This is a genomic window from Arcobacter iocasae, from assembly GCF_042214795.1.
Lineage (GTDB): Bacteria > Campylobacterota > Campylobacteria > Campylobacterales > Arcobacteraceae > Arcobacter > Arcobacter iocasae.
Window position 1 is genome coordinate 1,893,103 of the sequence record NZ_CP090177.1, and the last position, 26,633, is coordinate 1,919,735.

At 28.0% G+C, this 26,633-nt stretch carries 27 protein-coding genes and 1 tRNA gene; 24 read left to right on the forward strand and 4 right to left on the reverse strand.

Annotated features, from left to right (window positions below; genetic code table 11):
• Positions 1–12 precede the first annotated feature (12 nt).
• The 10 genes from LXN10_RS09535 (at position 13) to LXN10_RS09580 (ending at position 11,387) form a co-directional block, all read left to right on the forward strand.
• The gene (locus LXN10_RS09535; RefSeq protein ID WP_375722805.1) at positions 13–414 is read left to right on the forward strand and encodes an Rrf2 family transcriptional regulator; all 402 of its coding nucleotides are present in this window, start codon (positions 13–15) and stop codon (positions 412–414) included.
• Positions 411–1,466 (forward strand): DHH family phosphoesterase, encoded by a 1,056-nt coding sequence (locus LXN10_RS09540; RefSeq protein ID WP_375722806.1) that lies wholly within the window; start codon positions 411–413, stop codon positions 1,464–1,466. Before LXN10_RS09535 ends, LXN10_RS09540 begins: the two co-directional genes overlap by 4 nt.
• 107 nt (positions 1,467–1,573) lie before the next feature.
• The gene (locus LXN10_RS09545; protein WP_375722807.1) at positions 1,574–2,842 is read left to right on the forward strand and encodes a response regulator; all 1,269 of its coding nucleotides are present in this window, start codon (positions 1,574–1,576) and stop codon (positions 2,840–2,842) included.
• Positions 2,839–4,005 carry a murein transglycosylase domain-containing protein gene (locus LXN10_RS09550; protein ID WP_375722808.1) on the forward strand — a complete coding sequence of 389 codons (1,167 nt, stop codon included), beginning with the start codon at positions 2,839–2,841 and terminating at the stop codon, positions 4,003–4,005. The genes LXN10_RS09545 and LXN10_RS09550 overlap by 4 nt, the downstream gene beginning before the upstream one ends.
• Before the next feature lie 128 nt (positions 4,006–4,133).
• Positions 4,134–6,260, forward strand: a complete 2,127-nt coding sequence (locus LXN10_RS09555; protein WP_375722809.1) for a methyl-accepting chemotaxis protein — start codon at positions 4,134–4,136, stop codon at positions 6,258–6,260.
• 113 nt (positions 6,261–6,373) lie between these two features.
• Positions 6,374–6,682, forward strand: coding sequence for an ArsR/SmtB family transcription factor (locus LXN10_RS09560; protein WP_375722810.1), 309 nt, complete (start codon positions 6,374–6,376; stop codon positions 6,680–6,682).
• Positions 6,679–7,932: an arsenic transporter gene (locus LXN10_RS09565; RefSeq protein WP_375722811.1), complete on the forward strand. Its 1,254-nt coding sequence runs from the start codon at positions 6,679–6,681 to the stop codon at positions 7,930–7,932. The genes LXN10_RS09560 and LXN10_RS09565 overlap by 4 nt, the downstream gene beginning before the upstream one ends.
• Positions 7,933–7,944: 12 nt before the next feature.
• Positions 7,945–8,346 carry an arsenate reductase ArsC gene (locus LXN10_RS09570; protein WP_375722812.1) on the forward strand — a complete coding sequence of 134 codons (402 nt, stop codon included), beginning with the start codon at positions 7,945–7,947 and terminating at the stop codon, positions 8,344–8,346.
• On the forward strand, positions 8,347–9,306 hold the full coding sequence (locus tag LXN10_RS09575) for a permease (protein ID WP_375722813.1): 960 nt from the start codon (positions 8,347–8,349) through the stop codon (positions 9,304–9,306).
• A gap of 137 nt (positions 9,307–9,443) precedes the next feature.
• Positions 9,444–11,387 carry a methyl-accepting chemotaxis protein gene (locus LXN10_RS09580; protein WP_375722814.1) on the forward strand — a complete coding sequence of 648 codons (1,944 nt, stop codon included), beginning with the start codon at positions 9,444–9,446 and terminating at the stop codon, positions 11,385–11,387.
• A gap of 93 nt (positions 11,388–11,480) precedes the next feature.
• Here LXN10_RS09580 and LXN10_RS09585 read toward each other — a convergent pair whose 3' ends face one another.
• Positions 11,481–12,146: a GntR family transcriptional regulator gene (locus tag LXN10_RS09585; protein WP_375722815.1), complete on the reverse strand. Its 666-nt coding sequence runs from the start codon at positions 12,144–12,146 to the stop codon at positions 11,481–11,483.
• A gap of 182 nt (positions 12,147–12,328) precedes the next feature.
• On the opposite strand from LXN10_RS09585, the gene dctP reads away from it, so the two are divergent.
• The 11 genes from dctP (at position 12,329) to LXN10_RS09640 (ending at position 21,676) form a co-directional block, all read left to right on the forward strand.
• Positions 12,329–13,309: a TRAP transporter substrate-binding protein DctP gene (dctP, locus tag LXN10_RS09590; protein WP_375722816.1), complete on the forward strand. Its 981-nt coding sequence runs from the start codon at positions 12,329–12,331 to the stop codon at positions 13,307–13,309.
• Between the two features lie 14 nt (positions 13,310–13,323).
• Entirely contained in the window at positions 13,324–13,839 is a 516-nt protein-coding gene (locus LXN10_RS09595) for a TRAP transporter small permease subunit (RefSeq protein WP_375722817.1), read from the forward strand.
• Positions 13,840–15,162, forward strand: a complete 1,323-nt coding sequence (locus tag LXN10_RS09600) for a TRAP transporter large permease (protein ID WP_375722818.1) — start codon at positions 13,840–13,842, stop codon at positions 15,160–15,162.
• Between the two features lie 9 nt (positions 15,163–15,171).
• The gene (gene mdcA / locus LXN10_RS09605) at positions 15,172–16,821 is read left to right on the forward strand and encodes a malonate decarboxylase subunit alpha (RefSeq protein WP_375722819.1); all 1,650 of its coding nucleotides are present in this window, start codon (positions 15,172–15,174) and stop codon (positions 16,819–16,821) included.
• 22 nt (positions 16,822–16,843) lie between these two features.
• On the forward strand, positions 16,844–17,158 hold the full coding sequence (gene mdcC / locus LXN10_RS09610; RefSeq protein WP_375722820.1) for a malonate decarboxylase acyl carrier protein: 315 nt from the start codon (positions 16,844–16,846) through the stop codon (positions 17,156–17,158).
• Positions 17,151–18,035, forward strand: coding sequence for a biotin-independent malonate decarboxylase subunit beta (locus LXN10_RS09615; protein ID WP_375722821.1), 885 nt, complete (start codon positions 17,151–17,153; stop codon positions 18,033–18,035). Before mdcC ends, LXN10_RS09615 begins: the two co-directional genes overlap by 8 nt.
• Entirely contained in the window at positions 18,028–18,735 is a 708-nt protein-coding gene (locus LXN10_RS09620; protein ID WP_375722822.1) for a biotin-independent malonate decarboxylase subunit gamma, read from the forward strand. Before LXN10_RS09615 ends, LXN10_RS09620 begins: the two co-directional genes overlap by 8 nt.
• A complete protein-coding gene (gene mdcG, locus LXN10_RS09625; RefSeq protein ID WP_375722823.1) occupies positions 18,736–19,383 on the forward strand; it encodes a malonate decarboxylase holo-[acyl-carrier-protein] synthase in 648 nt (215 codons plus the stop codon).
• A 5-nt stretch (positions 19,384–19,388) separates the two neighbouring features.
• On the forward strand, positions 19,389–20,258 hold the full coding sequence (gene mdcB / locus LXN10_RS09630) for a triphosphoribosyl-dephospho-CoA synthase MdcB (RefSeq protein WP_375722824.1): 870 nt from the start codon (positions 19,389–19,391) through the stop codon (positions 20,256–20,258).
• Positions 20,255–21,163: an ACP S-malonyltransferase gene (locus tag LXN10_RS09635; protein WP_375722825.1), complete on the forward strand. Its 909-nt coding sequence runs from the start codon at positions 20,255–20,257 to the stop codon at positions 21,161–21,163. The genes mdcB and LXN10_RS09635 overlap by 4 nt, the downstream gene beginning before the upstream one ends.
• 84 nt (positions 21,164–21,247) lie before the next feature.
• A complete protein-coding gene (locus tag LXN10_RS09640; protein ID WP_375722826.1) occupies positions 21,248–21,676 on the forward strand; it encodes a CoA-binding protein in 429 nt (142 codons plus the stop codon).
• On the opposite strand, the gene LXN10_RS09645 is transcribed toward LXN10_RS09640, so the two are convergent.
• Entirely contained in the window at positions 21,648–22,973 is a 1,326-nt protein-coding gene (locus LXN10_RS09645; RefSeq protein WP_375722827.1) for a sensor histidine kinase, read from the reverse strand. The two genes, LXN10_RS09640 and LXN10_RS09645, sit on opposite strands and share 29 nt — an antisense overlap.
• Positions 22,974–22,988: 15 nt before the next feature.
• Positions 22,989–23,675 carry a homeostatic response regulator transcription factor HsrA gene (gene hsrA / locus LXN10_RS09650; RefSeq protein WP_013134419.1) on the reverse strand — a complete coding sequence of 229 codons (687 nt, stop codon included), beginning with the start codon at positions 23,673–23,675 and terminating at the stop codon, positions 22,989–22,991.
• A 200-nt stretch (positions 23,676–23,875) separates the two neighbouring features.
• Here hsrA and LXN10_RS09655 point away from each other — a divergent pair, with 200 nt between their 5' ends.
• The 3 genes from LXN10_RS09655 to LXN10_RS09665 all read left to right on the forward strand — a co-directional run bounded on the left by LXN10_RS09655 (position 23,876) and on the right by LXN10_RS09665 (position 25,898).
• Complete coding sequence (locus LXN10_RS09655) at positions 23,876–24,685, forward strand: peptidylprolyl isomerase (protein WP_375722828.1); 810 nt, start codon at positions 23,876–23,878, stop codon at positions 24,683–24,685.
• A gap of 13 nt (positions 24,686–24,698) precedes the next feature.
• A complete protein-coding gene (fbaA, locus tag LXN10_RS09660) occupies positions 24,699–25,766 on the forward strand; it encodes a class II fructose-bisphosphate aldolase (RefSeq protein WP_375722829.1) in 1,068 nt (355 codons plus the stop codon).
• Positions 25,767–25,813: 47 nt separating this feature from the next.
• Positions 25,814–25,898 (forward strand) — tRNA-Leu (locus LXN10_RS09665).
• Between the two features lie 109 nt (positions 25,899–26,007).
• Here the strand turns inward: LXN10_RS09665 and LXN10_RS09670 are convergent.
• On the reverse strand, positions 26,008–26,535 hold the full coding sequence (locus LXN10_RS09670; RefSeq protein WP_375722830.1) for a DUF3124 domain-containing protein: 528 nt from the start codon (positions 26,533–26,535) through the stop codon (positions 26,008–26,010).
• Positions 26,536–26,633 lie beyond the last annotated feature (98 nt).

The following is a 26,633-nucleotide window of genomic DNA, read 5'->3' on the forward strand; positions in this document are numbered from 1 at the left end:
AATCAATCAAAGATGTTATTGACTAAAAAAAGTGAGTACGCACTTCTTTCTCTAATCTCTATTGCTAAAAGCGATAAAGCAAAAAATGTGGATGAATTATCAAGAGAACTAAGAATCCCCAAATCTTTTTTAGCCAAAATTATGCAAAATTTAGCCAAAAATGAGATAGTAATATCACAAAGAGGTGTAAATGGTGGATTTATTCTTGCCAAACCTTATGATGAACTTACTATATTTTCAATAACGGCTGCAGCTGAAGAAAAAATCCCTTCAGTCTTTGAATGTGCACCATCAATGGAATCATGCCCTAGTGATTCTGGGAACTTATGCACAATATGGCCTTTATTAAATAATTTGCAAGGTAAGATAAATGAATTTTTAGAAGAATTAACACTAAAGGACATCGCTCAATGATATTATTTCATATCTCTCATACGGATTTAGATGGATATGGTTGCCAACTTTTAACCAAAGAGATATTTTCCCAAAGTTACTACTTAAACGCAAATTATGGACTAGAAGTAAAACAAAGTATTATTCACTTTATAGAACACATTAAAAATGAAGAGATAAAAGATGAAATACTATTTTTAATAACTGATGTTAATCTAACAAATGCTGAATCAAAATATATAAACAATGAAGTAATAAAATTAAATGAAGATGGTTATAAAATTAAACTTCAACTTTTAGATCATCACGCTACAGGTCAAAGTAGTGCTGACAAGTATGATTGGTACTTTTTAGATATTTCAAGATGTGCTACAAAAATCACTTATGACTATTTTGTAAAAAATTATAATGCTTTTCAAGATGAATCACAAGCTTGGATAGAACCCCTTGTAAATTCAATAAATGCAATTGATATTTGGATAGAAGATAATAAAAAAGATTTTGAGTTTGGAAAAGTATTACTTAGTATGGTTTCTCATGTAAGGGAAATCAATAATGTTCTTTTTGCAAATATAAATAGAGATTTTAGAATTCATTTACTAAAAAAAGCATCTAAGTACTTAAATGAAGTTGATGGAAATATAAAACTAGATAGTGCTATTCATAGTTTAAAAAAGGAGTTTTTAAATCTTGATGGAAAAGATGACACAATAGATAATCTTAGTGCAAAATATTTGGTAAATTCTATTACAAGTATAAAAGATGAACTTACAATTAACTTTCAAGATAAAAAAGGTGTTTTAACTTATACTCTAGGTGGTATTTCAATTCCCGCAAATGCATTTTTAAAAGCTAATAAAGATTATGACTTTTTTATTGATGTTTCAAAAAGAGGAAATGCAAGTTTTAGAGCAGATGGAAATTTAGATGTTGGATTACTTGCACAAAAATTGGCAAATGGAGGTGGACATCCTAATGCCTCTGGTTGTAAATTTGATGATTTTAAAGAAGTTATAAATTATACTGATGTTAAGAAATATATTCAAAATAAGTTAGATAATATTAAAATATAAGATTATTTGTACCTAAATTTAGTTATTTTTCTCTCATAATTAATAATATTATCTATTTTGACATAAAAATTTGATATTATATATTAATTATTTTTTAAGGCAAAGTTATGAATGATGATAAGAATTGGGCTTCAGAGCAGAAATATAATATTATTTATGCTGAAGATGACGAACAGGTTCGAATAAACTTTCAAGAAATATTTAAAGATTTTTTTAAAGATGTATATGTTGCATGTGATGGTGCAGAAGCTTTAGAAATATTTAATAAATTAACTTTAGAAAATAAAAGAATAGATGCAATAATAAGTGATCTTAATATGCCAAATATGAATGGTGTATCTTTATTAAAAAATATAAGGGCTGTTAATGAGGATATTCCTTTTTATTTTACAACTGCTTATTCAGATGAAAATAACCTTTTAGAAGTAATTAAATTAAATGTTACTGCATATTTTATAAAACCAATTGATATATCAGTAATAGTAAAAAAAGTTATTAAAGATGCCCACAAATACAATCAAAATCAAATAATTGAAAAACAAAAAGAAGAATTAGAAAGATATTTAGCTGCAATAGATAATGTTGCAATTATTTCAAAAACCGATTTAAAGGGCAATATTACTTTTGCAAATGATTTCTTTTGTGAAATATCAAAATATAAAAGAGAAGAACTTATTGGAAAACCACATAATATAGTAAGACATCCAGATTCATCAAAAGAGATTTTTAGAAATCTTTGGGAAACAATTCAAAAAGGTGAAACTTGGAATGGTAAAATTAAAAATTTAGCAAAAGATGGTTCTGTTTATTATGTAAATAGTACTATTATACCACTTTTTGATGAGCTTGGAAGTGAAATAGTAGAATATGTTGGAATAAGATTTTTAACAACTGAAGAGGAAAATTCAAAAAGAGAATTTAGAAAAAAAGTAATTGAAAATATGCAACAATCAAAGAAAAAAGAGATTGAGTATATAAATAAAATAAGAGAATTAGAGCAAGAAATTAGGTCAAATGTAAAACCAGATTTATCTATATATTTAGATCAAATGGACAATATGAAAAAGAAAAATGGACAACTAAAAGCTCAAATAAATCAATATGATAAAGAAATAGTTGCTATAAGAAAAAAGAATGAAGAGTTAATAGATAGTGCAAACAATAAAGTTTCTAAATCTATTTTTGCCTTAAGAAAAATAAAATCAGAAAATGATAAACTTGTAAAAGATTTTAAAGAACTTGAAAATGAAATTGAATTAAAAAAAGATGTGATTTTGGATTTACAAAAAAGATTAGAAGAGAGAAATAAACGAATTGAAGATTTATTAGATGTAATAAGTCTAAGAGATAAAGAGCTTAAAGAACAAAGTAAATGATTAAATTTGTTTTGATTTTTATAGTATTTTTTTTAAGTTCATGTAGTGTTTCAGATGTTCAAAACATAGCCCAAGCTGCAATTAGCAAAGATCCTTCATATGCTTTAAAGAGCATAGCAAAATCAAAATCCATACAATATACAACAAACCCTAAAAGATTATCAAAAGATATAGCAAGCTTAGATAAGTTTTTGTCAAATTTTGTAAAAGAGATTACAAATATTTGGGGTGAAAAGAATGTCAAAATACCAAAACAAAAAGAGTATGTAAAATATTTACAAAACTACAAAAGTAGGGCATTGGTTGATTTTGATAATGGAATAGTAACTGTTGAAACACTAGATGATAAAAACTTTCAAAAAAGTTTAAAAAATGCAATAGTAACCACTTTATTATTACCAGATGACCCAAGAGCTGCTGATTTATTTGAAGCAAAAAGTGTAAAACTTGGCTCTACTCCTTATTTACTTGGTGAAATTAAAGATGACCAAAATAAAGAGATAAGATATGAATGGAGAGCAAATAGATTTGCAAATATTTTAGTAAAAAATGATTTAAATACTAAAATAATAAAAAAAGATGGCAAAGATGTAAAAATCTATTTTGTAGAAATACCTATGGTAAAAGACCATGCAAATATAAGAGTGGCAAAATTCAAACCTTTTGTTGATAAGTTTGCTAAAAAATATAATATTAGTAAGAATCTAATTTATTCAATTATACGAACAGAGAGTAATTTTAACCAATTTGCAATAAGTAGTGCAAATGCTTATGGACTTATGCAAATAGTTCCTACAAGTGCTGGAAAAGATGCCTATAAATATGTTAAAGGTAAAACTTGGGAACCTAGCAAATCATATTTATTTGATGCGCAAAATAATATCGAATTAGGAAGTGCATATTTAAAAATATTAGGAAGTAAGTATTTAAGTGGAATACAAAATCCAATATCAAAAGAGTATTGTATTATAAGTGCATATAATACAGGAAGTGGAAATGTTTTAAGAACTTTTTCAAAAGATAAAGATGAAGCAAAAAATAGTATTAATAGTAAAAAACCTTCTGAAGTTTATAAGGTACTTATAAATAATTTGCCCTATGAAGAAACACGAAATTATTTAAAAAAAGTTCTAAAATATAAGAAAGATTTTATTAGTATTTGATTAATAAAAATGTTTCATAAAGTAACTATAAAATTATTAAAAGTTATTAAAATTAGTACATTTTTTTTATAAGTTGTAATTAAATATCTATACTATATCATTTATAAAATTAGTATAAGGATGTTGTTATGATTGGAAGAAAAATATTTGGAGACTTAAGTGTTTTCAAAAAATTATTATCAATAGGAATATTGACATTTTTGGCAATTGCTTTATTAAGTGCATATTTTATAATTAATCAAAAAAATGTAATGCTTAAAGAAAAAAAAGCAAAATTAACTAATCTTATTGAAATGTCATATAGTTTAGTTGATAGTGAATATCAACAATTCAAAGATGGCAAGATCGATGAAAAAACTGCAAAAGAGACTGCAAAAAAACTATTAAAATCATTAAGATTTGATGAAACAAATTATGTTTTTATTAATAATGATTCAGAAGAAACTCCTAGAATAATAATGCATCCTATAGATGAATCATTAGTAAATGCAACACTTGATGCTGAAAAATTCAATAATGCCTTTAGCATAGAGCATGGGGACAAAGTTCAAAAACTTGATAATATGAATATGTTTAAAGCTTTTGTAAAAGTTGCTAATGAAAATGGAAAGGGATTTGTAAAATATACTTGGCCAAAAGCTTCTTCTACTGAACTTGTGCCGAAATTATCTTATTTACAAAAGTTTGATCAATGGGGTTGGGTTATTGGAACTGGAATTTATATTGATGATATAGATGCAGACTTTAATGATAATATAATTAAAGCAGCTGGAATTATTCTAATTATTCTAATTATTTTATTTAGCACATTTTCTATGGTAAGTAAGGATATCGTTTCAAAAGTAAAATTACTAAATGAAAATATTGAAAACTTTTTTGCATTTTTAAATAGAGAAAAAGATGAGATGAATTTTACTCCAATTACTTGTAAAGATGAGTTTGGACATATGTCTAGAATAGTAAGTAGAAATATTGAAAAAACGAAAATTGGAATAGAAGAAGATAGAAAATTAATTGATGAGACTATTTTGGTATTAGGTGAATTTGAACAAGGTGACTTATGCCAAAGATTGAGTTCAAATGTTAAAAATCCTGCACTTATACAGCTAAAGAATGTATTAAATAGTATGGCACAAAATCTTGAAAATAATATTGATAAAGTTCTTAATGTACTTGAAGAATATTCTGCTTATAACTATTTAAATAAAGTAAGTACAAATAATATCAAAGAAGATTTACTAAAACTTGCTAATGGAGTAAATAATTTAGGAACTTCAATTACAAATATATTATCTGAAAATAAAGTAAATGGTTTAACTTTAGATAGTGGTTCAAATATATTATTAGCTAATATGAATAAATTAAATCTTAGTTCTAATGAAGCAGCTGCCTCATTAGAAGAAACAGCAGCTGCATTAGAAGAAGTAACGGGTAATGTTAGAAGTAATACTGAAAATATTGCAAAGATGTCTCAGTTATCAAATAATGTAACAAAATCAGTAAATGAAGGTGAAGAGTTAGCTAATAAAACTACTATTGCAATGGAAGAGATTAATACCCAAGTTACTTCAATACATGAAGCAATAACAGTAATTGACCAAATTGCATTTCAAACAAATATCCTTTCATTAAATGCTGCTGTTGAAGCTGCAACTGCTGGAGAAGCTGGAAAAGGATTTGCTGTAGTTGCAGGAGAGGTGCGAAATCTAGCAACAAGAAGTGCAGAAGCAGCAAAAGAGATAAAAAATATAGTTGAAAGAGCAACTAGCAAAGCAAATGAGGGTAAAGAAATTGCTACGAATATGATTAATGGCTATGAAAATCTTAATGGGAATATTACTCATACAATTAATTTAATAGCTGATATTGAAATGGCAAGTAAAGAGCAACTAGATGGAGTAGAGCAAATAAATGCTGCTATTAATAATCTAGATAGACAAACACAAGAAAATGCATCAATAGCATCGGAGACAAATAATATTGCTATGATTACCCACGAAATTTCTAAATTAATTGTAAGTAATGCAAATGATAAAGAATTTGCAGGGAAAGATACTCTAAAAGCAAAAGATATAAATAGTATTTTATTAAATAATAATGTACAAAAAGAGAAAAAAATTGATAATGCGAAAAAATCTGTAAACCCATTAAATAATAGTGAGAAGAAAACTAATAAAGATGAAAAGATAGAAGAAAAAACAAATAAAATAATAAAACCAGTTTCATCAAATGATGATGAGTGGGAGAGTTTTTAAGAAGTTTGAGTTTTACTCAACTTCTTAAACTCTTTTTTTTATATTTATATATCAATATATCTTGATATATAAATATAAATATGATACAATTTCAAAAATGACAAAGGACTAGCTTGGAATATTTTTTAAATACAATTGGTTCAATAAATGATGAAACCAGAATTAAGATATTAAAATTTATAGATATCAATGGTGAAGTTTGTGTATGTGATATCGAAAATTCATTTGATATGATTCAATCAAGAGTATCAAGACATCTAAAGATTTTAAAAGATGGTGGATTTTTAAGTCTAAGAAGAGAAGGGCGATGGGCATATTATAGTATTAGAATTCCAATGGATATGTTTAGACAATCAATTATTAAAGAGATAAGTTACTTGGAATTAGACATTCCAACATTAGAAAAAGGGTGTGAACTATGATTTTATCAATATCTATTTTCTTAGCAACTTTGATATTTGTAATTTGGCAACCTCGTGGTTTACAAATAGGAACAACTGCAGTGATTGGAGCAATAGTTGCTTTAATCTTACAAGTGGTAAGTTTAGATGATGTCTTAGTAGTAACAGGAATTGTTTGGGATGCGACTTTAGCTTTTATTGGAATCATTATCTTATCTATGGTTTTAGATGAAATAGGATTTTTTGAGTGGTGTGCAATCAAAATGGCAAAACTTTCAAAGGGAAATGGACATTTGATGTTTGTTTATGCCTTAGTTCTTGGTTCTTTTGTATCAGCATTATTTGCAAATGATGGAGCCGCACTTATTTTAACTCCTATTTTATTAGCAAAAATGAGAATTTTAAAGTTAAATGCTAAGACAATTTTAGCTTTTTTATTAGCTGGTGGATTTATAAGTGATAGTGCTTCTTTACCTTTTGTATTTTCAAATCTTACAAATATAGTAACAGCAAACTATTTTAATATAGGTTTTATGCAATACCTATCAAATATGCTTATTCCATATCTTATGAGTACTTTTGTTTCAATTATTGTTTTATGGTTAGTCTTACGAAATGATATTCCAAAAATAATAGATACTAGCTTACTTAAAAATCCAGATGATGTTTTAAAAAATAAGATGTTATTTAAATTTTCTTGGTTTTTCTTAGCTTTACTTTTAGTTGGATACTTTATAGGGGATAGATATGATTTACCAATCTCACTTTTTGCCTTAGGTGGAGCATTGATATTTTTAGCAATTGCAAGTTATACAAAATCAGCAAAGGCTTGGATTACAATAAAAACTGCACCTTGGCAGGTTGTCTGGTTTAGTATTGGACTATATATAGTTGTTTATGGTTTAAAAAATGCAGGACTTACTGATTATTTGACTGTTATTTTAAAAGATTTAAGCACTCATAGTGATTTTGTAGCAGTGATGGGAACAGGATTTATTAGTGCCTTTTTAAGTGCTATTATGAATAATATGCCTACAGTTATGATAATGGATATTGCACTACATGATGTAGGAAATCAAACTTTAGCTTATGCGAATATTATAGGATGTAACTTAGGACCAAAGATGACACCATTTGGTTCCCTAGCAACTTTACTTTGGCTTCATGTTTTAAGTCAAAAGGGAGTGAAAATTGGATTTTGGCAATATAGTAAATTTGGGCTTATAGTAACGCCACCTGTACTATTTATAGTTTTATTAACACTAATATAAAAGGAAAAAATAATGAATAAAAAAGTATTAATTTTGTGTACAGGAAATTCTTGTAGAAGTATAATCGCTGAAGCTTTGGTAAATAGTAAACTTGAAGGAATCAGTGCTGATAGTTCTGGTGTAAAAGCTAGTGGAAAAGTCAATGCAAATGCAAAAAAACTATTAGAAGAAAAAGGAATATGGAAAGATGAATATCATTCTAAAACTTTAGATACAGTTATTGACAATGAATATGATTTGATAGTTACTGTTTGTGATCATGCAAATGAAACTTGTCCTATGTTTCCAAAACCTATTAAAAAAATACATGTGGGTTTTGAAGATCCAGATGGAAAAGGTTTTGAAGCTTTTGAAAGTACTTTTAAAGAAATAGATGAGGTTTTATTACCTAAGATTATTGAGGCTTTGAAATAGATGTTTTATTATTGGGAAAAATTAGTTGATATTTTTGTTTACAATTTTTTAGGTTTAGATAAAAATGAACATTTAGCAAATTCTCTACACTTTTTTATATTTGATACCATCAAAATATTTATATTATTAATAGTAATTATATTTTTAGTTTCATATTTAAGAACTTGGTTTAATGTAGAAAAAGTAAGAGCTTATTTACAGGGCAAATCAGAATTTACGGGGAATATTTTGGCAAGTCTATTTGGAATAATCACTCCTTTTTGTTCATGTAGTGCTATTCCTTTATTTTTAGGATTTATACAAGCTAGAATACCACTTGGTGTTACATTCTCTTTTTTAATCTCAGCTCCACTAAATAATGAAGTAGCAATTGCTATGTTATTTGGACTGTTTGGTTGGAAAGTAACTGCTATATATATTGGTTTTGGATTAATTGTTGCAATAATTGGAGGTTTTGTTATTGGAAAACTTAATATGGAAAAATATATTTTACTTGATGTAAAGCCTATGGATGGATGTTGTGAAAATCCAACTATAAGTTTTGAAGCAAAAGAAAGAGTAAAAGAGGCTTGGGATTATACTGTTGACATATTTAAAAAGATATATCTTTATGTGATAATTGGTGTAGGAATAGGAGCTTTTATTCATGGATATATTCCAACTGATTTTATTGCAAAATATACAGGCGGAGATGCTTGGTATACTGTACCATTAGCAGTAATTTTGGGAATTCCGATGTACTCAAGCGCAGCTGGGGTAATGCCTTTAGTTGAAGTTCTAACTTCAAAAGGTATGCTTTTAGGAAGTGCTTTAGCTTTTATGATGGCTGTTACTTCACTATCTTTACCAGAAGCTATGATACTAAAAAGAGTTTTACACACTAAATTGATACTACTTTTTTTTAGTATAGTAGGATTTGGAATAATTTTAGTGGGATATGTTTTTAATTTTTTAGTTTAATATAATTTAGAATCTTTAAAAAATAATTTTATTTAACTCAAATTGTATCTCCTTTTAATAAAAAAATGTTAATATCTAAAACAAGTATACAATTTATTTATATTTGTATACTTGTTTAAATAAACATCGGAGTTAAAATGAAAAATATTACGATAAGGACTAAACTATTAGGGGTAATAGTCTTTTCTATAGTTATTGTAGCTGGTTTAATAGCAATAGAATCAATTTATTCTTTAAATAGTTTAACTAAAGGAAATATAGCATTATATAAAAAAAGTGCCTATGAAGTTAAAGAAAAAGAGTTAAAATCATATGTTAAATTTGCGAGAGATGTAGTTGAAAAGCAATATCAAGAATTGCTAAACGCAAAAAATAATAATCAGATAGGCGATAATTTAGACAATATTACTAAAGAATTAAAGCAAAAAGCATTAGAAACTATTAAGTCAATGAGATATGGGAAAAATGGGAATGGATATTTTTTCATATATGATTATAATGGAAATAATGTAATGCATCCGATAAAACCTCAAAATGTTGGTAAGAACTTTATGAAATCTGCACATATAAGGGATCTAATTATCTTAGCAAAAAAAGATGGGGGATTGGTAAAATATAATTTTATTAAGCCAAATGATAAAAAACTATATGAAAAATTAGGGTATGGAATTGGTTTTGATGAGTGGCAGTGGATGATAGGAACAGGAGCATATACAGATGAAATTGACGCACATATTGAAAAAATGCGAAAAGAAGCAAATAAGAATATAATCTCTACTTCATGGATTATCTTAACTATTGCATTAATAGTTTCAGTATTTATTACTATTTTTGTAATGTATTTTGTGAATAAACAAATTAATAGACCTTTATCATCTTTTCAAAATGGATTGCTAAACTTTTTTTCTTATTTAAATAAAGAAACAAAAAGTGTAGAAAAAATAGTTGTTACTAACAAAGATGAAATTGGAGTGATGGCAAATATTGTAAATGAAAATATTGAAAAAACAAAACTTTTAATTGACCAAGATGAAGAAGTTATTAATAATGTAAAAAATATTGTAAAAGATGTAAATTCAGGAGATTTAAGTACAAGAGTTACAAGAAAAACTGATAATGAAGGATTGGAAGAGTTAAAAAATATTTTTAATATTATGCTTGATTCTATTTCAAATAAAATTCATCACAATTTAAATGAAGTTGATGAGGTATTAAATGAACTTAAAAATATGAATTTTACACATAGAATAAAAAATGCTGATGGTAAAGTTGCCCAAGCTTTAAACTCTTTAGCTGATACCATCAATGAAATGTTAATTCATAATATGAATAATGGATTAGATTTAGAAAATTCTGCAAAAGAACTTTTGAAAAATGTTGCTACACTTAGTACTTCTTCAAATGAGTCAGCTGCTTCTTTAGAAGAAACAGCTGCTGCTATAGAAGAAATTACTTCAAATATTACTGCTAGTACTCACAATATTTTAGAAATGGTTTCTTTTGCAAATAAAGTTTCAGAATCTGCTAAGGATGGTGAAGAATTAGCAAATAAAACAAGCTTGTCTATGGATAGCATTAACACACAAGTTGTGGCAATAAGTGAAGCAATTACAGTAGTTGACCAAATAGCATTTCAAACTAATATTCTAAGTTTAAATGCTGCAGTTGAAGCAGCAACAGCAGGAGAAGCAGGAAAAGGATTTGCAGTAGTTGCAGCAGAAGTTAGAAATTTAGCATCTAGAAGTGCTGAAGCTGCAAAAGAGATTAAAGGACTTGTAGAAAAAGCGACTATAAAAGCAAATGAAGGTAAAACAATTTCAACAGAGATGATTAAAGGTTATTTTGAATTAAAAAATAATATTACCCAAACTCTTGGATTAATTGAAAATGTTGAAGTTTCAAGTAAAGAACAAAAATTTGGAATAGAACAGATAAATAACGCTATTACTAGTTTAGATCAACAAACACAAAAGAATGCTAGTGTTGCTAATCTAAGTAATGAAATTGCACAAAAAACACAAAAAATTGCAAGTAAAATTTTAGAAGAAGTAGAAGAAAAAAGTTTTATTGGCAAAAAATAAATCTTACTTTTTAGGTACATTTATAAAAATTTATTGAATTCAGACATAAAAGTCGAATTCAATAAATTTATACATAAATGATGTTAGTAATAGCTATTTATTCACAAATGATAAGGCAACCATGTCTGTAAAAAGTTCACCTTGTATTAAAACATGATTTCTCATTAGTTCTTGAGCTAAGGTTTCCTCTCCATTTAAAATGGCATCTGTAATTAATTTGTGTTCATTCATAGATAGTTCCATTCTATTTCTTACTCTTAGTTGAACTTTTCTAAATGGCAACAATCTTGTTTTTAATTGGTTCATTTGTGTTATCAAAAAATCATTATGACTAGATTCATAAATTATTTTGTGAAAATTTAAATTCTCAATAAAGTATTTATCAATATTTTTATCATCATACGCCTTTTGACACTTTTCTAATGCACTTAAAAGAAGTTTAGAATTTTTCTCAGAAATTCTTCTTGAAGCCAATTTTGCACATAAAGATTCAAGTTCAGCTACAACTTCAAAGATTTCAATTAGCTTTTGAACACTAATTTCGCTGACATAAGCACCTTTTTTAGGGATGATTGTGACTAACTGTGAAGCTTCTAGATTACGCAAAGCTTCTCTTATTGGAGTTCTTGAAACATTAAATTGATTTGCTAGATCTAGTTCTTCTAACTTTGTACCAGCTACTAATTCATTATTTATAATCATTTCTTCTATTTTATTTTTAATAATTTGTGCCATTGGTAATTCATTTTTTTGTTGCAATTTTTTCCTTTTTTCTGAGTATCGTAGCATTAGTATAGCAAATTATACATAATTTAACAATATGTATGCAATAAGCTCAAAATTGAATAAAAATTTGTTGACATGTATATTTTATTTTGATAAGATTTTTTTCTAGTATACATAAAGTTAATAATTGTATACATAAATACAAAGGGGAAAACATGTTAAAGATTAGTGTATTATTAATATTAAGTGTTGGTGTATTACTTGCAGGAGACAAGGTTTTAAAATTATCTCATCAATGGCCAGGTGGAGGCAAAGATGTTAGAGATAAGATGGTAAGAATAGTTGCTGATGAAGTTGAAAAAGCAAATGTTGGCTTAACAATAAAGATTTATCCGAGTAAATCATTGTATAAACCAAAAGAACAATGGTCTGCTTTAGTAAAAGGCAGATTAGATATGACAGCTTTACCTTTGGATTATGCTGGGGGGCGACATCCAGAATTTAGTGCTACATTAATGCCAGGACTTATAAAAAATCATGATCATGCTAAAAGAATTAATAATTCTCAATTTATGAAAGATATCAAAAAAGTTATAAATGATGCAGGAGCAAAAGTATTAGCTGATAGTTGGTTAGCAGGTGGTTTTGTATCTACTAAAAATTGTATTTTAGAACCAGATGATGTAAAAGGTCAAGTAATTAGAGCAGCAGGTTCAAATTTTGAAGAGATGCTTCATGGAGCAGGAGCTTCTATTTCATCAATGGCAAGTTCTGAAATATACACAGCTTTACAAACTGGTGTTCTAGATGCTGCAAATACAAGTTCTGGAAGCTTTGTATCATATAGAATTTATGAGCAAGTTAAATGTCTTACAGCACCAGGAGATAATGCCTTATGGTTTATGTATGAGCCTATTTTAATATCAATGAAAACTTGGAAAAAACTTAATAGCAAACAACAAGAAGCTTTAATGAAAGCTGGGCAAAAAGCTGAAACATATTTCGAAAAAGAAGCGAAAAATTTAGATGATAAACTTGTTAGTACATTTAAAAAAGCTGGTGTAAAAGTTGTTTATATGTCAAAAGAACAAGCTGATAAATGGAAAAAAATAGCAGCAGAGACTTCTTATAAATCTTTTGCTACAAAAGTTCCTAATGGAGCTAAGTTAATAGAAGAAGCTAGATCAGTTGAATAATTGTAAGGAATGTTATGTGGAATTTAATTCTTAAATTAAATCAGTATGTGACAACTTTTACAGCAATGCTAGCAGTATTAATGCTATTTTTAGCTTGTTTAGTCGTTACAGAAATGGTATACATTCGTTATTTTATTGGAGGTTCTACTATTTGGGAAACAGAATTTGTTGTTTTCTCAATAGTAGCTTCAACCTTGTTAGGTAGTCCTTATGTATTATTAACGAATGGACATGTAAATGTGGATTTATTACCAAATGCACTAGGTGAGAATAAGTGGATATTAGAAATCATTTCTACACTTATTTCTTTAACATTTGTTCTTATATTATTTTATAGTAGTTGGGAATATTTTATTGAAACTTATGTAGAAGATTGGCACAGTGAGTCAGCGTGGGCACCTCCATTATGGATTCCATTATTATCATTAGTTATTGGTGTTACGGGATTAAGTATCCAATTATTATTGAATGTTTTTTCTTTAATTAGATTTAAAAAATGCATATATATAGACTATAAAGAAGGAGAATAAATGTCACCATTAGAAATAGCATTATTACTATTTTTTGTAACTCTTGTAGTCTTAGCTTCTGGAGTACCTATTGCTTTTGGTTTAGGTTTTGTAGCAGTAGTATTTTTATATTTTTTTGATGGACCTTCAAGTCTTTTAGGTGTTGGAGAAATGATGTATGAAAGTTTAAGTGAATTTGCACTTATAGCTATTCCCATGTTTATACTTATGGGAACCGCTGTTTCTTCTTCTCCTACAGGAAAAGATTTGTATAAAGCTTTAGATAGTTGGTTATATCGAATTCCCGGAGGATTGGTTATAGCAAATATTGGTGCTTGTACTATTTTTTCTGCACTTAGTGGTTCATCACCTGCAACTTGTGCAGCTATTGGAAAAATGGGAATACCTGAAATGCAAAAGAAAGGTTACCCTGACGCAATTTCAACAGGATCGATTGCTGCTGGTGGAACATTAGGTATTTTAATACCACCAAGTGTTACGATGATTGTGTATGGAGTAGCAACAGAAACTTCTATAGGAAGATTGTTTGTAGCAGGTGTTGTACCTGGTATTTTATTATCATTGTCATTTATGGCATGGTCAATATTTTATGTTTCAAGACACAATAAAAAGAATAATATAAATATTAAATTAATCAATTATACATTTATGGATAAATTAAAACTATTGCCAAAAGTACTTCCATTTGGATTTATAGTTTTTGCAATTTTATATATATTATATGGGGGACTTGCAACACCATCTGAAGCTTCAGGAGTAGGAGCTTTATTTTGTTTGATTTTTGTAGTTTTGATATACAAAATGTGGAATATAAAAAAGATTTGGAATATTTTAAAATCAAGTATGAGAGAAAGTACAATGATTATGTTAATTATTGGTGCCTCTGCATTATTTAGTTACACATTATCATCTTTATATATTACTCAATCTATAGCAGAGTGGATTACTCTTTTAGGTGTAAATAAATGGTTTTTATTAGCAATTATTAATATATTTTTACTTGTTGCAGGATTTTTTTTACCTCCAGTTGCAGTTATATTAATGACAGCTCCTATTTTAATACCTATTATTACATCAGTTGGTTTTGATCCTTATTGGTTTGCAGTTATTTTAACAATTAATATGGAAATAGGATTAATCACACCACCTGTAGGATTAAATTTATATGTTATTAATGGAATTACTCCAAATGTTAGTTTACCAACAATTTTAAAAGGTGCACTACCTTTTGTAATTATCATGATGTTATCAATTGTTTTATTTAGTATATTCCCAGAAATAGTTACTTGGTTGCCAGATAAAATGATGGGTCAAATAAAATAAGGAGTTTTTATGGAAGAAAATAAATGGAATTCAAAGTTAATAAATCAACAAAAAATTATAAGTAGTGCAAAAAGTATTAGTGATGGGAAAGTTGTAAAAGCAAGTGATGCAAAATTATTATTTGAAACAGTTATTAAATCTGGAGATAGAGTATGTTTAGAAGGGAATAATCAAAAACAAGCAGACTTTCTTGCTCGTACATTAGCTTCAGTTGATAGCTCAAAAATCAATAATTTACATATGTTGCAATCGGTTGTTGCACTTCCTGAGCATCTTGATGTTTTTGAAAAAGGAATAGCTAGTAAACTAGACTTCTCTTTTTCTGGACCTCAAGCTTTACGCTTAGCAAAACTTGCAAATGCAGGAAAAATAAGCATTGGAGCAATTCATACATATATAGAATTGTATTCTAGATATTTTTTAGACTTGACTCCAAATATATGTTTAATAACAGCAGAAGCGGGGGATAGAAATGGGAATTTGTATACAGGTCCTAATACTGAAGAAACTCCAACTATAGTAGAAGCAACTGCTTTTAAAAATGGAATTGTAATTGCTCAAGTAAACAAACTTGTTGATGAATTACCAAGAGTTGATATACCAGGTGATTGGATTGATTTTGTTATTGAAAGTCCATATCCAAACTATGTTGAACCTCTTTTTACAAGAGACCCTGCTCAAATTACTGAAATGCAAGTTTTAATGGGAATGATGGCATTAAAAGGTATTTATGCAGAGTATGGAGTTCAAAGATTAAACCATGGAATTGGTTTTAACACAGCAGCGATTGAGTTATTACTTCCTACTTATGGGGAAGAGTTAGATCTTAAAGGTAAAATTTGTTCCCATTGGACAGTAAATCCTCATCCAACGCTTATCCCTGCTATTGAAGCTGGATTTATAAAATCTATTCATAGTCCAGGATCTGAAATAGGAATGGAAAAATATATTGAACAAAGAAGAGATATTTTCTTTACAGGAAGAGATGGTTCAAAAAGATCTAATAGAACTTTTTCTCAACTAGCTGGATTGTATGGAGTTGATATGTTTATTGGTTCGACTTTACAAATTGACCACTATGGAAATAGTTCAACTGCAACAAGTACTAGAATTGCAGGTTTTGGTGGAGCTCCAAATATGGGTTCAAATGCAGCAGGTCGTAGACATGCAAGTGATACTTGGCTAAGAGTTGGAGCTGAAGATAAGTCACGAGTAAATCCACTTCCAGTAGGTAAAAAACTTGTAGTTCAAATAGTAGAAACATATAGACAACAAATGGAATATGCTTTTGTTGAAAAACTTGATGCAATAGAATTGGCAAAAAATTCAAATATGGCATTGCCTCCTGTAATGATTTACTCAGAAGATGTAACACATATAGTTACAGAAGAGGGTATTGCAAATTTACTTTTATGTGAAAATATGAAAGAAAGAGAAGAAGCAATAAAAGCAGTTGCTGGTTATACACCTATGGGATTATCAAGAGATAAGAAAATGGCAAAAGCCTTAAGAGATAGAGGTGTAGTTCGTTATGCAGAAGATTTAGGTGTTAATAAATTACAAGCAAGTAGAAATTTATTAGCTGCAAGATCAATAAAAGATTTAGTTCGGGCTTCAGGTGGATTATATGAACCACCTAAGAAATTTAGAAATTGGTAAAAAATAAAATAAGGAGTTATATATGGAGTCTTTAAATTTTGAATCTTCTACAGGAACAAATTCTTATGATAGTTCACCTATATTAGTGGGTGTTGTTTCTTCAGGAAATTTAGAAGTTTTAATTGAAAAAAATAATGACAATATTTGTAAATGTGAAGTTGTGACATCCGAAGTTGGATATGGAAATATTTGGAAATGTGTAGTTGAAGATTTTTTTTCAAAATATCAACTAACTAATGCAAATGTGTATATCAATGATAGTGGAGCTTCTCCTTCTGTAGTAAGTCTAAGATTAGAACAAGCAGTAGAAAAGTTTAAAGGAAATAAATATGATTAGTTTTTATGAATCAAATGCAAGGGGAAGAATAGATAGTTTAATTGATGAAAATTCATTTGAAGAGATACTTCCCTCTGAACTAAAAATACAAAGTCCACATTTAAAAAAAATTGACATTGTTAATTCTTTTAATGATGGAGTAATAATCGGAAAAGCTAAGATAGATAAAAAACCAGTTTTAATAGCTTCTCAAGAGGGTAAATTCATGGGTGGAACAGTAGGTGAAGTTCATGGAGCAAAAATATTAGGACTTTTGAAAAAAGCTATTAAAGATAAAGTATCTGCTGTATATTTTATAATTGATACAGGAGGAGTGCGATTGCATGAAGCAAATGCAGGGCTAATAGCTATTTCAGAAATAATGAGAGCTATTTTTGAAGTAAGAAGTCACAATATTCCTGTATATGCAATCGTAGGAAGTCAAAATGGATGTTTTGGTGGAATGGGAATTGTTGCAGGTTGTTGCAATACTATTGTTATGAATGAAGAGGGAAGATTAGGTCTATCTGGTCCTGAAGTTATAGAAACAGTACATGGGGTTGAAGAGTTTGATTCAAAAGATAAACCTTTAGTATGGCGAACTTTAGGTGGTAAACATAGATTTATCATGGGTTTAGTTGAGTATATAGTATCTGATACAAAAGAAGATTTTAGAAAAGTTGCCATTGAATTAGTAAATTTAAATCGCAATGCAGAAATAAATCTAGATGATATGTTAAAAGAACATCAAAAATTGGCTAAAGATATGAAAGATTACGAGAAGGCAAGTGATGCAAAAGATATTTGGGAAATGAAAAATATAAAAAATATTGATTCAATACCTTTACTTGATAATAACTCTTTTTTAGAATTAATAAAAGGAAACTATAATGAATAAAAATGAATTACTTACATTATTGTTTAAAGATAAGTTTTTAGTTACTGATGAAAATGAAGTCTTTCATGGAGTCGGAGAATTAGGAACTCAAAAAGTTTTTATTTTAGGAACAGAAAATAATACTTATATTGGAAATGAAATAGTACTAAGTTTATCAAGTAAAATATTAGAGATTATTCAAAAAAACAATAAAGAACCTATTTTACTTCTTGTGGATACTTTGGGACAAAAATTAAGCCATCATGATGAATTGTTGGGGATTAATTTATATTTGGCACATTTATCTAAGAGTATAGAGTTAGCTAGACTAAATGGGCATAAAGTTATTAGTATTGTAAGAAATCAAGCTGTTAGTGGTGGAGCATTGTGTACAAATTTACTGGCAGACCATTGTTATGCACTAAATAGTGCTTCAATAGGTGTTATGAATTTACCTTCTATGTCTAGAATCACACAAATTCCTTTAGAAAAACTTGAAAGTCTAAGTGAAACATCACCTCTATTTGATACAAATGTAAATAACTATTTTGTTATGGGTGCCTTAGAAGCTTTATGGGATAAAAGTGAAGACTTGACAACATTACTTATGACTACAATTAATTCTCAAAGTCCAAAGGATGAGAGAAGAGATTTAGGAACTAAGAGAAATGGGAGAATAGAGACTTTGAAAGTTTCTAATTTAGTGGAAGAAACAATTTAAATGAGAAGACATGATTTAGTTTGGTTAGATGAAAATTATTGTAAATCAAATGAATTTTTAATAAGTAGTTTTAGTGATAAAAGTATTATCTTAAATTGGATTAATAAAAATAATCCATTTATTGTTACAAGACAATTAGATAATAATGATAATAATACAAATCTAGCTTTTTTATTACCCTTAGAAGAGGGCAAAAAAAGAGTTGGAGTGATTGTAAATACTAACTCTATTTCTAAAAAAACTAGTCCTGTAAAACTTTCTCAAGTTCTTTTAAAAATAGAAAAGAAATGGCAAATTCCTTTAAAAGAACTTGTTGATTCATTTTTATCTTTAGGTGTTGAGTTGTTTGTCTTTGGTTCTTCAATGTGGGAAAGTATTATTGGGCAAAAATACATGACAGAAAACTCTGATGTGGATTTATTATGGAAGCCTAAAACTTTTTTTGAATTAGAAAAGGGCTTAGAATATTTAAAAGAATGGATGAAGAAATATCCTTTAAAAATTGATGGTGAAATTGAGCTTCCTTGTGAAAGTGCATGTTCGTGGAAAGAGTTGTTAAATGATGATGATGATAATATTATTGTTAAAGGATTAAATAAAGTCTCTTTAGAAAATAAAGCAGATTTTATTAACTCAATTAAAGGTTAGTTTAAATGTCAAAGTTAAATCATAAAATAAGTATTAATGACAAAAAATTTACTTATAAAATAGGACTCTTTGCAATAAGAAGTTTATACAAAGAACTGAGTTTGAGTCATAAGCCAGGACTTGTAAGTTTTATAGATACGGGAAGTCATAAAGATATGGATGCTATTACTTTTATGAGAAGTATCTTTTCTTTGAGAAATTATTTCAAAAAAATAACCTTAGCTGGAAGTAATAATGCAGATTTTTCATATCTTCAATTTTTAGGAATTGAAGCTGAAAAAAAGATGTTAAGAGCCACGAATGGTATCAATACTCACAAAGGTGCAATCTTTTCATTAGGAATTTTGTGTGCAGGAGTTGGATTATTATATTCTAAGAAAATAGATTTTAACTCACAAAACCTTTCTAAAGTCATAAAAGAAAATTGGGGAGATATAATTTTAAACTATGACAATCCAAATAAAAATCCAATATCAAATGGACAAAAAGTAAAAGAAAAATATGGCTATAACGGAGCTAGATATGAAGCAGCAAATGGATTTTTAACCATTACAAAGCTTGCTTTGCCAGTACTAAAAAATACAATGATTACCTCAAAAAAGGAAGAAGCTAGTTTAATGCAAACACTTTTTATCCTTATGAAAAACCTTTCTGATACAAATATTGTTCATAGAGGTGGGAAAGATGGCTTACTATTTGTTCAAAAAATCTCAAGAGATTTTTTGAACAAGGGTGGAGTCTTTCAAAAAAATTGGGAAAATAAAGTATTTAAAATACATAAACAATTTATTTCAAAAAACCTTTCTCCTGGTGGTAGTGCTGATTTGTTAGCTTCAAGTTATTTTGTTTATAGTCTTGAAAAGGAGAATATATGAAATTAGGAATATTATGTCCTGGTCAAGGAAGTCAAAATCTAGCTATGCTTGATTTTTTAAAAGAAAATGAAATTGCAAAAAATATTATAAATAAAGCAAGTGATATTTTAAATATTGATTTATTTACTTTGGATGAATCAACAGATATTTTTCAAAATAGTTTAGCTCAACCTTTGATTTGTGCAACACAAATTGCCACATATAACGCGATAAAAAATTCAATAATTCCTTCTTCGATTTTTGCAGGATACAGTTTAGGAGAACTAAGTGTTTATGGATGTAATGGATCATTAGAGTTAGAGGAAGCTATTCTTTTGGCAAGAAAAAGAGCGGAACTCATGGATTTAGCAAATAAAGAAAAAAGTTCATTATTGAGTTGCCAAAATTTACCTCAAAATATAGTAAAGGATTTATGCAAAAAAGCAAATGCTTTTATATCAATTATAAATGTAGATAAGCATTTTATTATTGGAGGAGAGATTAAAAATTTAGAAAATTTTAAATCTTTTGCTTTTGAAAAGGGTGCTATTATTAAGCCTTTAAGTGTATATTTGGCATCTCATACACCTTTATTAAAATCTGCAAGTAAAAATTTTAACAAAGCATTAAAAGAAAGTAATTTCAAAAATCCAATTATACCTGCTGTTTCAAGTATTGATAATACTTTCATACATGATAAAACTAGTGCAATTGAAACTTTATCAAAGCAAATATCACAAACTATACAATGGGAAGGGACACTAGAAACTTTATTAGAATTTGGATGTGATGTTATCTTAGAATTAGGACCAGGTAAGGCTCTTAGTAAAATGGTTCAAAAGTTAGATTCAAATCTAATTGTTAGATCCACAAGTGATTTTAAAACTCTTGATGGAATAATTAGTTGGATTAATAAAAATTCATAAACAATTTAATAGATTAATTTTTGCCTTTAGTTTTTTATTTGCTATAATAATTTATAAATATATATAATAAATAAAAGGACTAATATGGAGTGTGAATTTCCAACTGTTAATTCAAATAATGAAGAGATAAAAGAGATATTTAATAATACTAAAACAATAGCAATAGCAGGGCTTTCTCCTGATACTAGTAAAGCTAGTAATATGGTTGCTAGGTATTTACAAAATGCTGGTTTTAAAATAGTACCAATTTATCCAAAAGAAGAGACTATATTAGGGGAAAAGGTTTATAGAAGTTTAGAAGAGATACCTTTTAAAATAGATATGGTTGATATATTTAGAAAACCAGCTGCAATAGCTTCTGTTGTGGATGCTTGTATAAAAAGAGGAGATATTGATACTGTATGGACTCAGTTGGGACTTGTAAATAATGAAGCTGCTAAAAAAGCTGAAGAAGCAGGTATGAAAGTAGTACAAAATAAATGTACTAAAATAGAGCACGCGACTCTGTTTTAAGTTTAGTTAGATTTTTTAAGTGTGGATTGTTTAGTAATTCTATTATTGCTACAGTCCCACTTTTGCCGTCTGTTCTATTTTTTAATGTAATATTAGCGCCTAAGGCATCAGCAGCATTTTTTGCTAAGAATAGTCCAAGTCCAGCACCACTTTCTTCCCCAAATCTCTTAAATGGAGCAAACAAATCCATTGATTCATCAATACCAATACCTTCATCAGTTATTGTTAATACAGCTTTATCATTTATTCTATCTAACACTATTGCTATACTTTTATCTACAGGAGTAAATTTAATAGCATTTTGCATAAAGTTTTGTAGTATTTGATTAAAAAGTGTTGGTTGAATAGAGGTATAAAAGTTATTTACACTTGCATAATATGTTATTGTTACTCTTTTTTCAGCACTTAACATTCTAAAGTCATTTGCTTTTCTTTTCATATATTGAACTAAATCTAACTCTTCTGCTTTTTCAAATTGAGCACCTTCTTGTCTACCTATATCTAAAATAGAAGAGATCATTTTATTCATATCATTTATTTGTTGTATATTTAATTTTAAAGTTTCTTGATATTTTTCTGCTTCTCTTTGTTTCATAAGTGTTACTTCATTTTTTAGTTTCATAACAGCAAGAGGAGTTTTAAGTTCATGGGCAGCACCAACAAAAAGCTCTTTTTTAAACATAACAAAGGTTTGTATTCTATTTGTAAGTTTATTAATGGAGTTTGCTAGTGGATGAAATTCTATTGGCAGTCCATTTTTATCTATTTTTGTTAAATAGTTTTCATTCATATTTGATAATTTATCAGTTATTTGAATAATAGGTCTTAGTAAAGTTTTAGATACTGTAAATGCATATAAAACAACCATAATTAATCCACCAATAGAAAGTAATATTACATTATTAAATATTTTATTAAGCATTGAAATTGCATAGTCAACATTTTTTATTATTTTAATAAATTTATGATTTTTAATATCAAATGGATATAAGATTTCAATATAATATTTGTCATCTTGTCGATAATCTTTATACTTAACTTCGGTAAGATCTTCTATGGTAACAATATCTACAATAATTCCAGAGTTTGTAATAATATTGAAGTTATCTTCTGTTTGTTCGTTGTTAACACTTATTTGATAGATTATTTTGGCATCATTGAAAAGACTTTCTTTGATACCTTCATAAATTGTAGCTTTTGTATAACCGTAGAATAAAAATGAAAGAGTGATTATAAAAAGTGAAGTAGCAATTATAAGTTTTTGGTAAAACTGTTTATAAATGCTTTTAAAATTCACTTTTTAATTCTTTAATTAAGCTGTAGGTTCGTCATCAGTATTTGGATAACAGAATCTATAACCTCTTCTTCTAATTGTTTCAATTGTAGAGATATTTAATGGTTTGTCCATTTTTTGTCTAATTTGGTTAATTGCAACTTCAATTACATTAGGAGTAACTAATTCTGGCTCTTCCCAAATAGCATCAAGTAATTGTTCTTTAGAAACAATTTGATCTCTATGTCTAGCTAAGTGAGTTAATACTTCAAAAGGTTTACCTTTTAATTCAATTTCTTCTCCAGCATAAAGAATTTTTTCTTCATCAGGATTGATTGATAATTCATCAATTTCAATTATGTTTGTTCCACCAAATCTTAATCTTGCTTCAATTCTTGCAAGTAAAATATCAAAATCAAATGGTTTTTTAATGTAATCATCAGCACCTGCTTTTAATGCTTCGATTTCACTATCTTTATCATCTCTAGCTGAGATAATAACAACTGCTGTTCTGCTACTTCTGTTTTTAACAATTTTACATAACTCAATTCCATCACCATCTGGTAGCATCCAGTCGGTTAATATTAAGTCATAATTTCTGATATCTATAAAATATTCTGCATCTTTATAGTTTTCTGCTGAGTCAACTTGATAACCAAAATCAGTCAAGCCCTCTTGCAGTGTTCTGTTAAGCGTAATTTCATCTTCGATAATTAAAATTCTCATTTATATCCCTTACTTTCTTATGTTAAACTTAAGTTTAATTTAATTTTCGCGAATTATATCATAAATAATTTCAAATTTAAAGGGTTTTTAAGGAAAATTGTTAAATTTCTTTTTGAGCATATTTATTATGATAAGGCCATTAACTATATATTAATAAAAAATTGGTAAAATATCTTTTATAACAAATTTAAGGATTTTATATGAGAAAAACGATTTTAAGTATTGTTACAGCTTTCGCACTGACAGCTACAACATTAAGTGCAGCTGAAACTTTCGCATCTGTTAATGGTGAAGATGTAACAACACAAGATGTTGCGCAACTTTTAAGAGGACAAAATGTTCAATTTGAAAATCTACCAAAAGAGACAAAAGATAAAGTTATTAGTCAATTAATTGAAAAAAAACTATTAACACAAAAAGCTGTTAAAAGTGGTATAGAAAAAGATGAAAAATATAAAGATGCATTATCAAAAATCAAAGAAGATTTAGCATTAGAATTATGGATGCAAAAAGAGTATGCAAAAGTAAAAGCAACTGATGCAGAAGAAAAAAGTTTTTATGACAAAAATAAAGAGAAATTTAAAACACCTGATACTTTAGAAGCTAGTCATATTTTAGTTAAAACTGAAAAAGAAGCTAATGATATTATTGCAAAACTTAATATTGCAAAAAATAAAAAAGGTTCATTTGAAGAGTTAGCAAAAAAATTCTCAATAGGGCCAACAAAAACAAAAGGTGGATATCTTGGAAAATTCCAAGCTAAACAAATGGTACCTGAGTTTTCAGAAGCTGCATTAAAATTGAAAAAAGGTGAATACACTAAAAAACCAGTTAAAACACAATTTGGTTATCATGTAATTTATTTAGAGAATAAAGAAGTTTCTCAAATCTTGCCTTTTGATAAAGTTAAAGCTAATATAACTAAAATGATTGTTCAAGAAAAATATGGAAAAATGATTAAAGAAGAAGTTGAAAAACTTAAAAAAGATGCAAAAATAATTATCAAGTAAATAGGAGAAAAATTTGTCAGTTTTAGATATTGTTAAGCCTGGTGTTTTAAGTGGTAGTGAAGCACATAAACTTTTTGAATATGCAAAAGAGAACTCTTTTGCAATACCTGCTGTTAATGTTGTAGGTACAGATTCAGTTAATGCAGTTTTAGAAGCTGCTGCAAAAGTTAATTCACCAATTATTATTCAGTTCTCAAATGGTGGAGCTGAATTTTTTGCTGGTAAAGGTTTAAAAGATAATAATGCAGGAATATATGGTGCAATTTCAGGAGCTATGCATGTTCACGCTTTAGCAGAAGCTTATAGAGTACCTGTTATTTTACATACAGATCATGCTGCTAGAAAACTTTTACCTTGGATTGATGGTTTAATTGAAGCTGGCGAGTCATTTTATTCAAAACATGGTAAACCTCTTTTTACTTCTCATATGCTTGATCTTTCAGAAGAGAGCTTAGAAGAGAATATTAGCACTTGTGTTAAATATTTTAAAAGAATGAAAACTATTGATATGATGATTGAAATAGAGCTTGGAATCACTGGTGGTGAAGAAGATGGTGTTGATAATAGTGATGTTGATAATGCTCTACTTTATACGCAACCTGAAGAAGTGTGTTATGCATATGAGCAATTAAAAGAGGTATCACCTCATTTTACTATTGCTGCATCATTTGGTAATGTACATGGTGTTTACAAACCAGGAAATGTTATTTTAAGTCCTAAAATCTTAGATAACTCTCAAAAGTTTATTTCTGAAAAATTTAATCTTCCTGCAAAATCTGTAAATTTTGTATTTCATGGTGGATCTGGTTCTTCATTAGAAGAAATAAGAGAAGCTATTGAATATGGTGTAATTAAAATGAATATTGATACAGATACTCAATGGTCATTTTGGAATGGTGTAAGAGCATTTGAAGCCAAAAATCACGACTACTTACAAGGGCAAATTGGTAACCCTGATGGTGAAGATAAACCAAACAAATCTTACTATGATCCAAGAAAATGGTTAAGAGCTGGAATGGAATCAATGATTGCAAGATTAGAAATTGCATACACAGATTTGAAAGCTTTAAACAAAAACTAATATATAAAAATATATAATCCCAAGCTAGTTTACATACTAGCTTGTGTGCCGCTATGGTGAAACTGGTAAACACGCCGGATTCAAAATCCGGTGACCTCGGTCTTGTCGGTTCAAGTCCGACTAGCGGTACCACCTTTATAATACGGATCTTACACTAGTAAGATTTTAGTATTTCCTTCCCTTTATAGTAAATATTAATTAAACTAAAACACATTTTAAACTACATTAGAAGTTACATTGTTTATTTTAAATTTTCCCCATTAGTAATAAAAGAAAATGCTTTATTTCCAGAGTTATTAACCATAACAGCTTGAACTATTGGATTTGAAAGAGTTTTTGAACCTTCCCATTCCACAATAAAGTTTGCTCCTGATCCACCTCTTATGTCATTTAAATCAACAACAAAATCAATTGAAGCCATAGGTTTTAATATATGAGGTTTTGAAACATATGCTTCTAGAAGTTCCCCTTTTGTACTATAATAAGATATTTTATTTATCCACATATTTTGGTTAAAGTCAGTATTTCTAATACTAAGTGTAATTCCCATTAACTCATATTTTTCATCAGATGTATAAACATGAGAATATACAGGAACATATACAGTCTCATTTCTATCTATATCTGTCTTAATTCTTTCAGAAGGATAAAAGTGTGTATATTCTTTTGGCTTCTTTTTATTAGTTGTACTTTCGGTACAGCCAGTTGCAAAAAAAGCATATAAAAATATAAGTGAAATTATTTTTACTAAACTAAGTCTATTTTTCAAGTTTAAACCTCCCAGAATAATTTAAAACTATTTAATTCTATCAAGAATATGATTAACATATATATTAATTGTGAATATAAATAAAAAAATAGAAAGTT

What these genes read in the sequence shown, in the direction of transcription:
- LXN10_RS09535 (WP_375722805.1), top strand. Translation starts at nt 13, where the DNA reads ATGTTATTGACTAAAAAAAGTGAGTACGCACTTCTTTCTCTAATCTCT.
- LXN10_RS09540 (WP_375722806.1), top strand. Translation starts at nt 411, where the DNA reads ATGATATTATTTCATATCTCTCATACGGATTTAGATGGATATGGTTGC.
- LXN10_RS09545 (WP_375722807.1), top strand. Translation starts at nt 1,574, where the DNA reads ATGAATGATGATAAGAATTGGGCTTCAGAGCAGAAATATAATATTATT.
- LXN10_RS09550 (WP_375722808.1), top strand. Translation starts at nt 2,839, where the DNA reads ATGATTAAATTTGTTTTGATTTTTATAGTATTTTTTTTAAGTTCATGT.
- LXN10_RS09555 (WP_375722809.1), top strand. Translation starts at nt 4,134, where the DNA reads ATGATTGGAAGAAAAATATTTGGAGACTTAAGTGTTTTCAAAAAATTA.
- LXN10_RS09565 (WP_375722811.1), top strand. Translation starts at nt 6,679, where the DNA reads ATGATTTTATCAATATCTATTTTCTTAGCAACTTTGATATTTGTAATT.
- LXN10_RS09570 (WP_375722812.1), top strand. Translation starts at nt 7,945, where the DNA reads ATGAATAAAAAAGTATTAATTTTGTGTACAGGAAATTCTTGTAGAAGT.
- LXN10_RS09575 (WP_375722813.1), top strand. Translation starts at nt 8,347, where the DNA reads ATGTTTTATTATTGGGAAAAATTAGTTGATATTTTTGTTTACAATTTT.
- LXN10_RS09580 (WP_375722814.1), top strand. Translation starts at nt 9,444, where the DNA reads ATGAAAAATATTACGATAAGGACTAAACTATTAGGGGTAATAGTCTTT.
- dctP (WP_375722816.1), top strand. Translation starts at nt 12,329, where the DNA reads ATGTTAAAGATTAGTGTATTATTAATATTAAGTGTTGGTGTATTACTT.
- LXN10_RS09595 (WP_375722817.1), top strand. Translation starts at nt 13,324, where the DNA reads ATGTGGAATTTAATTCTTAAATTAAATCAGTATGTGACAACTTTTACA.
- LXN10_RS09600 (WP_375722818.1), top strand. Translation starts at nt 13,840, where the DNA reads ATGTCACCATTAGAAATAGCATTATTACTATTTTTTGTAACTCTTGTA.
- mdcA (WP_375722819.1), top strand. Translation starts at nt 15,172, where the DNA reads ATGGAAGAAAATAAATGGAATTCAAAGTTAATAAATCAACAAAAAATT.
- mdcC (WP_375722820.1), top strand. Translation starts at nt 16,844, where the DNA reads ATGGAGTCTTTAAATTTTGAATCTTCTACAGGAACAAATTCTTATGAT.
- LXN10_RS09615 (WP_375722821.1), top strand. Translation starts at nt 17,151, where the DNA reads ATGATTAGTTTTTATGAATCAAATGCAAGGGGAAGAATAGATAGTTTA.
- LXN10_RS09620 (WP_375722822.1), top strand. Translation starts at nt 18,028, where the DNA reads ATGAATAAAAATGAATTACTTACATTATTGTTTAAAGATAAGTTTTTA.
- mdcG (WP_375722823.1), top strand. Translation starts at nt 18,736, where the DNA reads ATGAGAAGACATGATTTAGTTTGGTTAGATGAAAATTATTGTAAATCA.
- mdcB (WP_375722824.1), top strand. Translation starts at nt 19,389, where the DNA reads ATGTCAAAGTTAAATCATAAAATAAGTATTAATGACAAAAAATTTACT.
- LXN10_RS09635 (WP_375722825.1), top strand. Translation starts at nt 20,255, where the DNA reads ATGAAATTAGGAATATTATGTCCTGGTCAAGGAAGTCAAAATCTAGCT.
- LXN10_RS09640 (WP_375722826.1), top strand. Translation starts at nt 21,248, where the DNA reads ATGGAGTGTGAATTTCCAACTGTTAATTCAAATAATGAAGAGATAAAA.
- hsrA (WP_013134419.1), bottom strand. Translation starts at nt 23,675, where the DNA reads ATGAGAATTTTAATTATCGAAGATGAAATTACGCTTAACAGAACACTG.
- LXN10_RS09655 (WP_375722828.1), top strand. Translation starts at nt 23,876, where the DNA reads ATGAGAAAAACGATTTTAAGTATTGTTACAGCTTTCGCACTGACAGCT.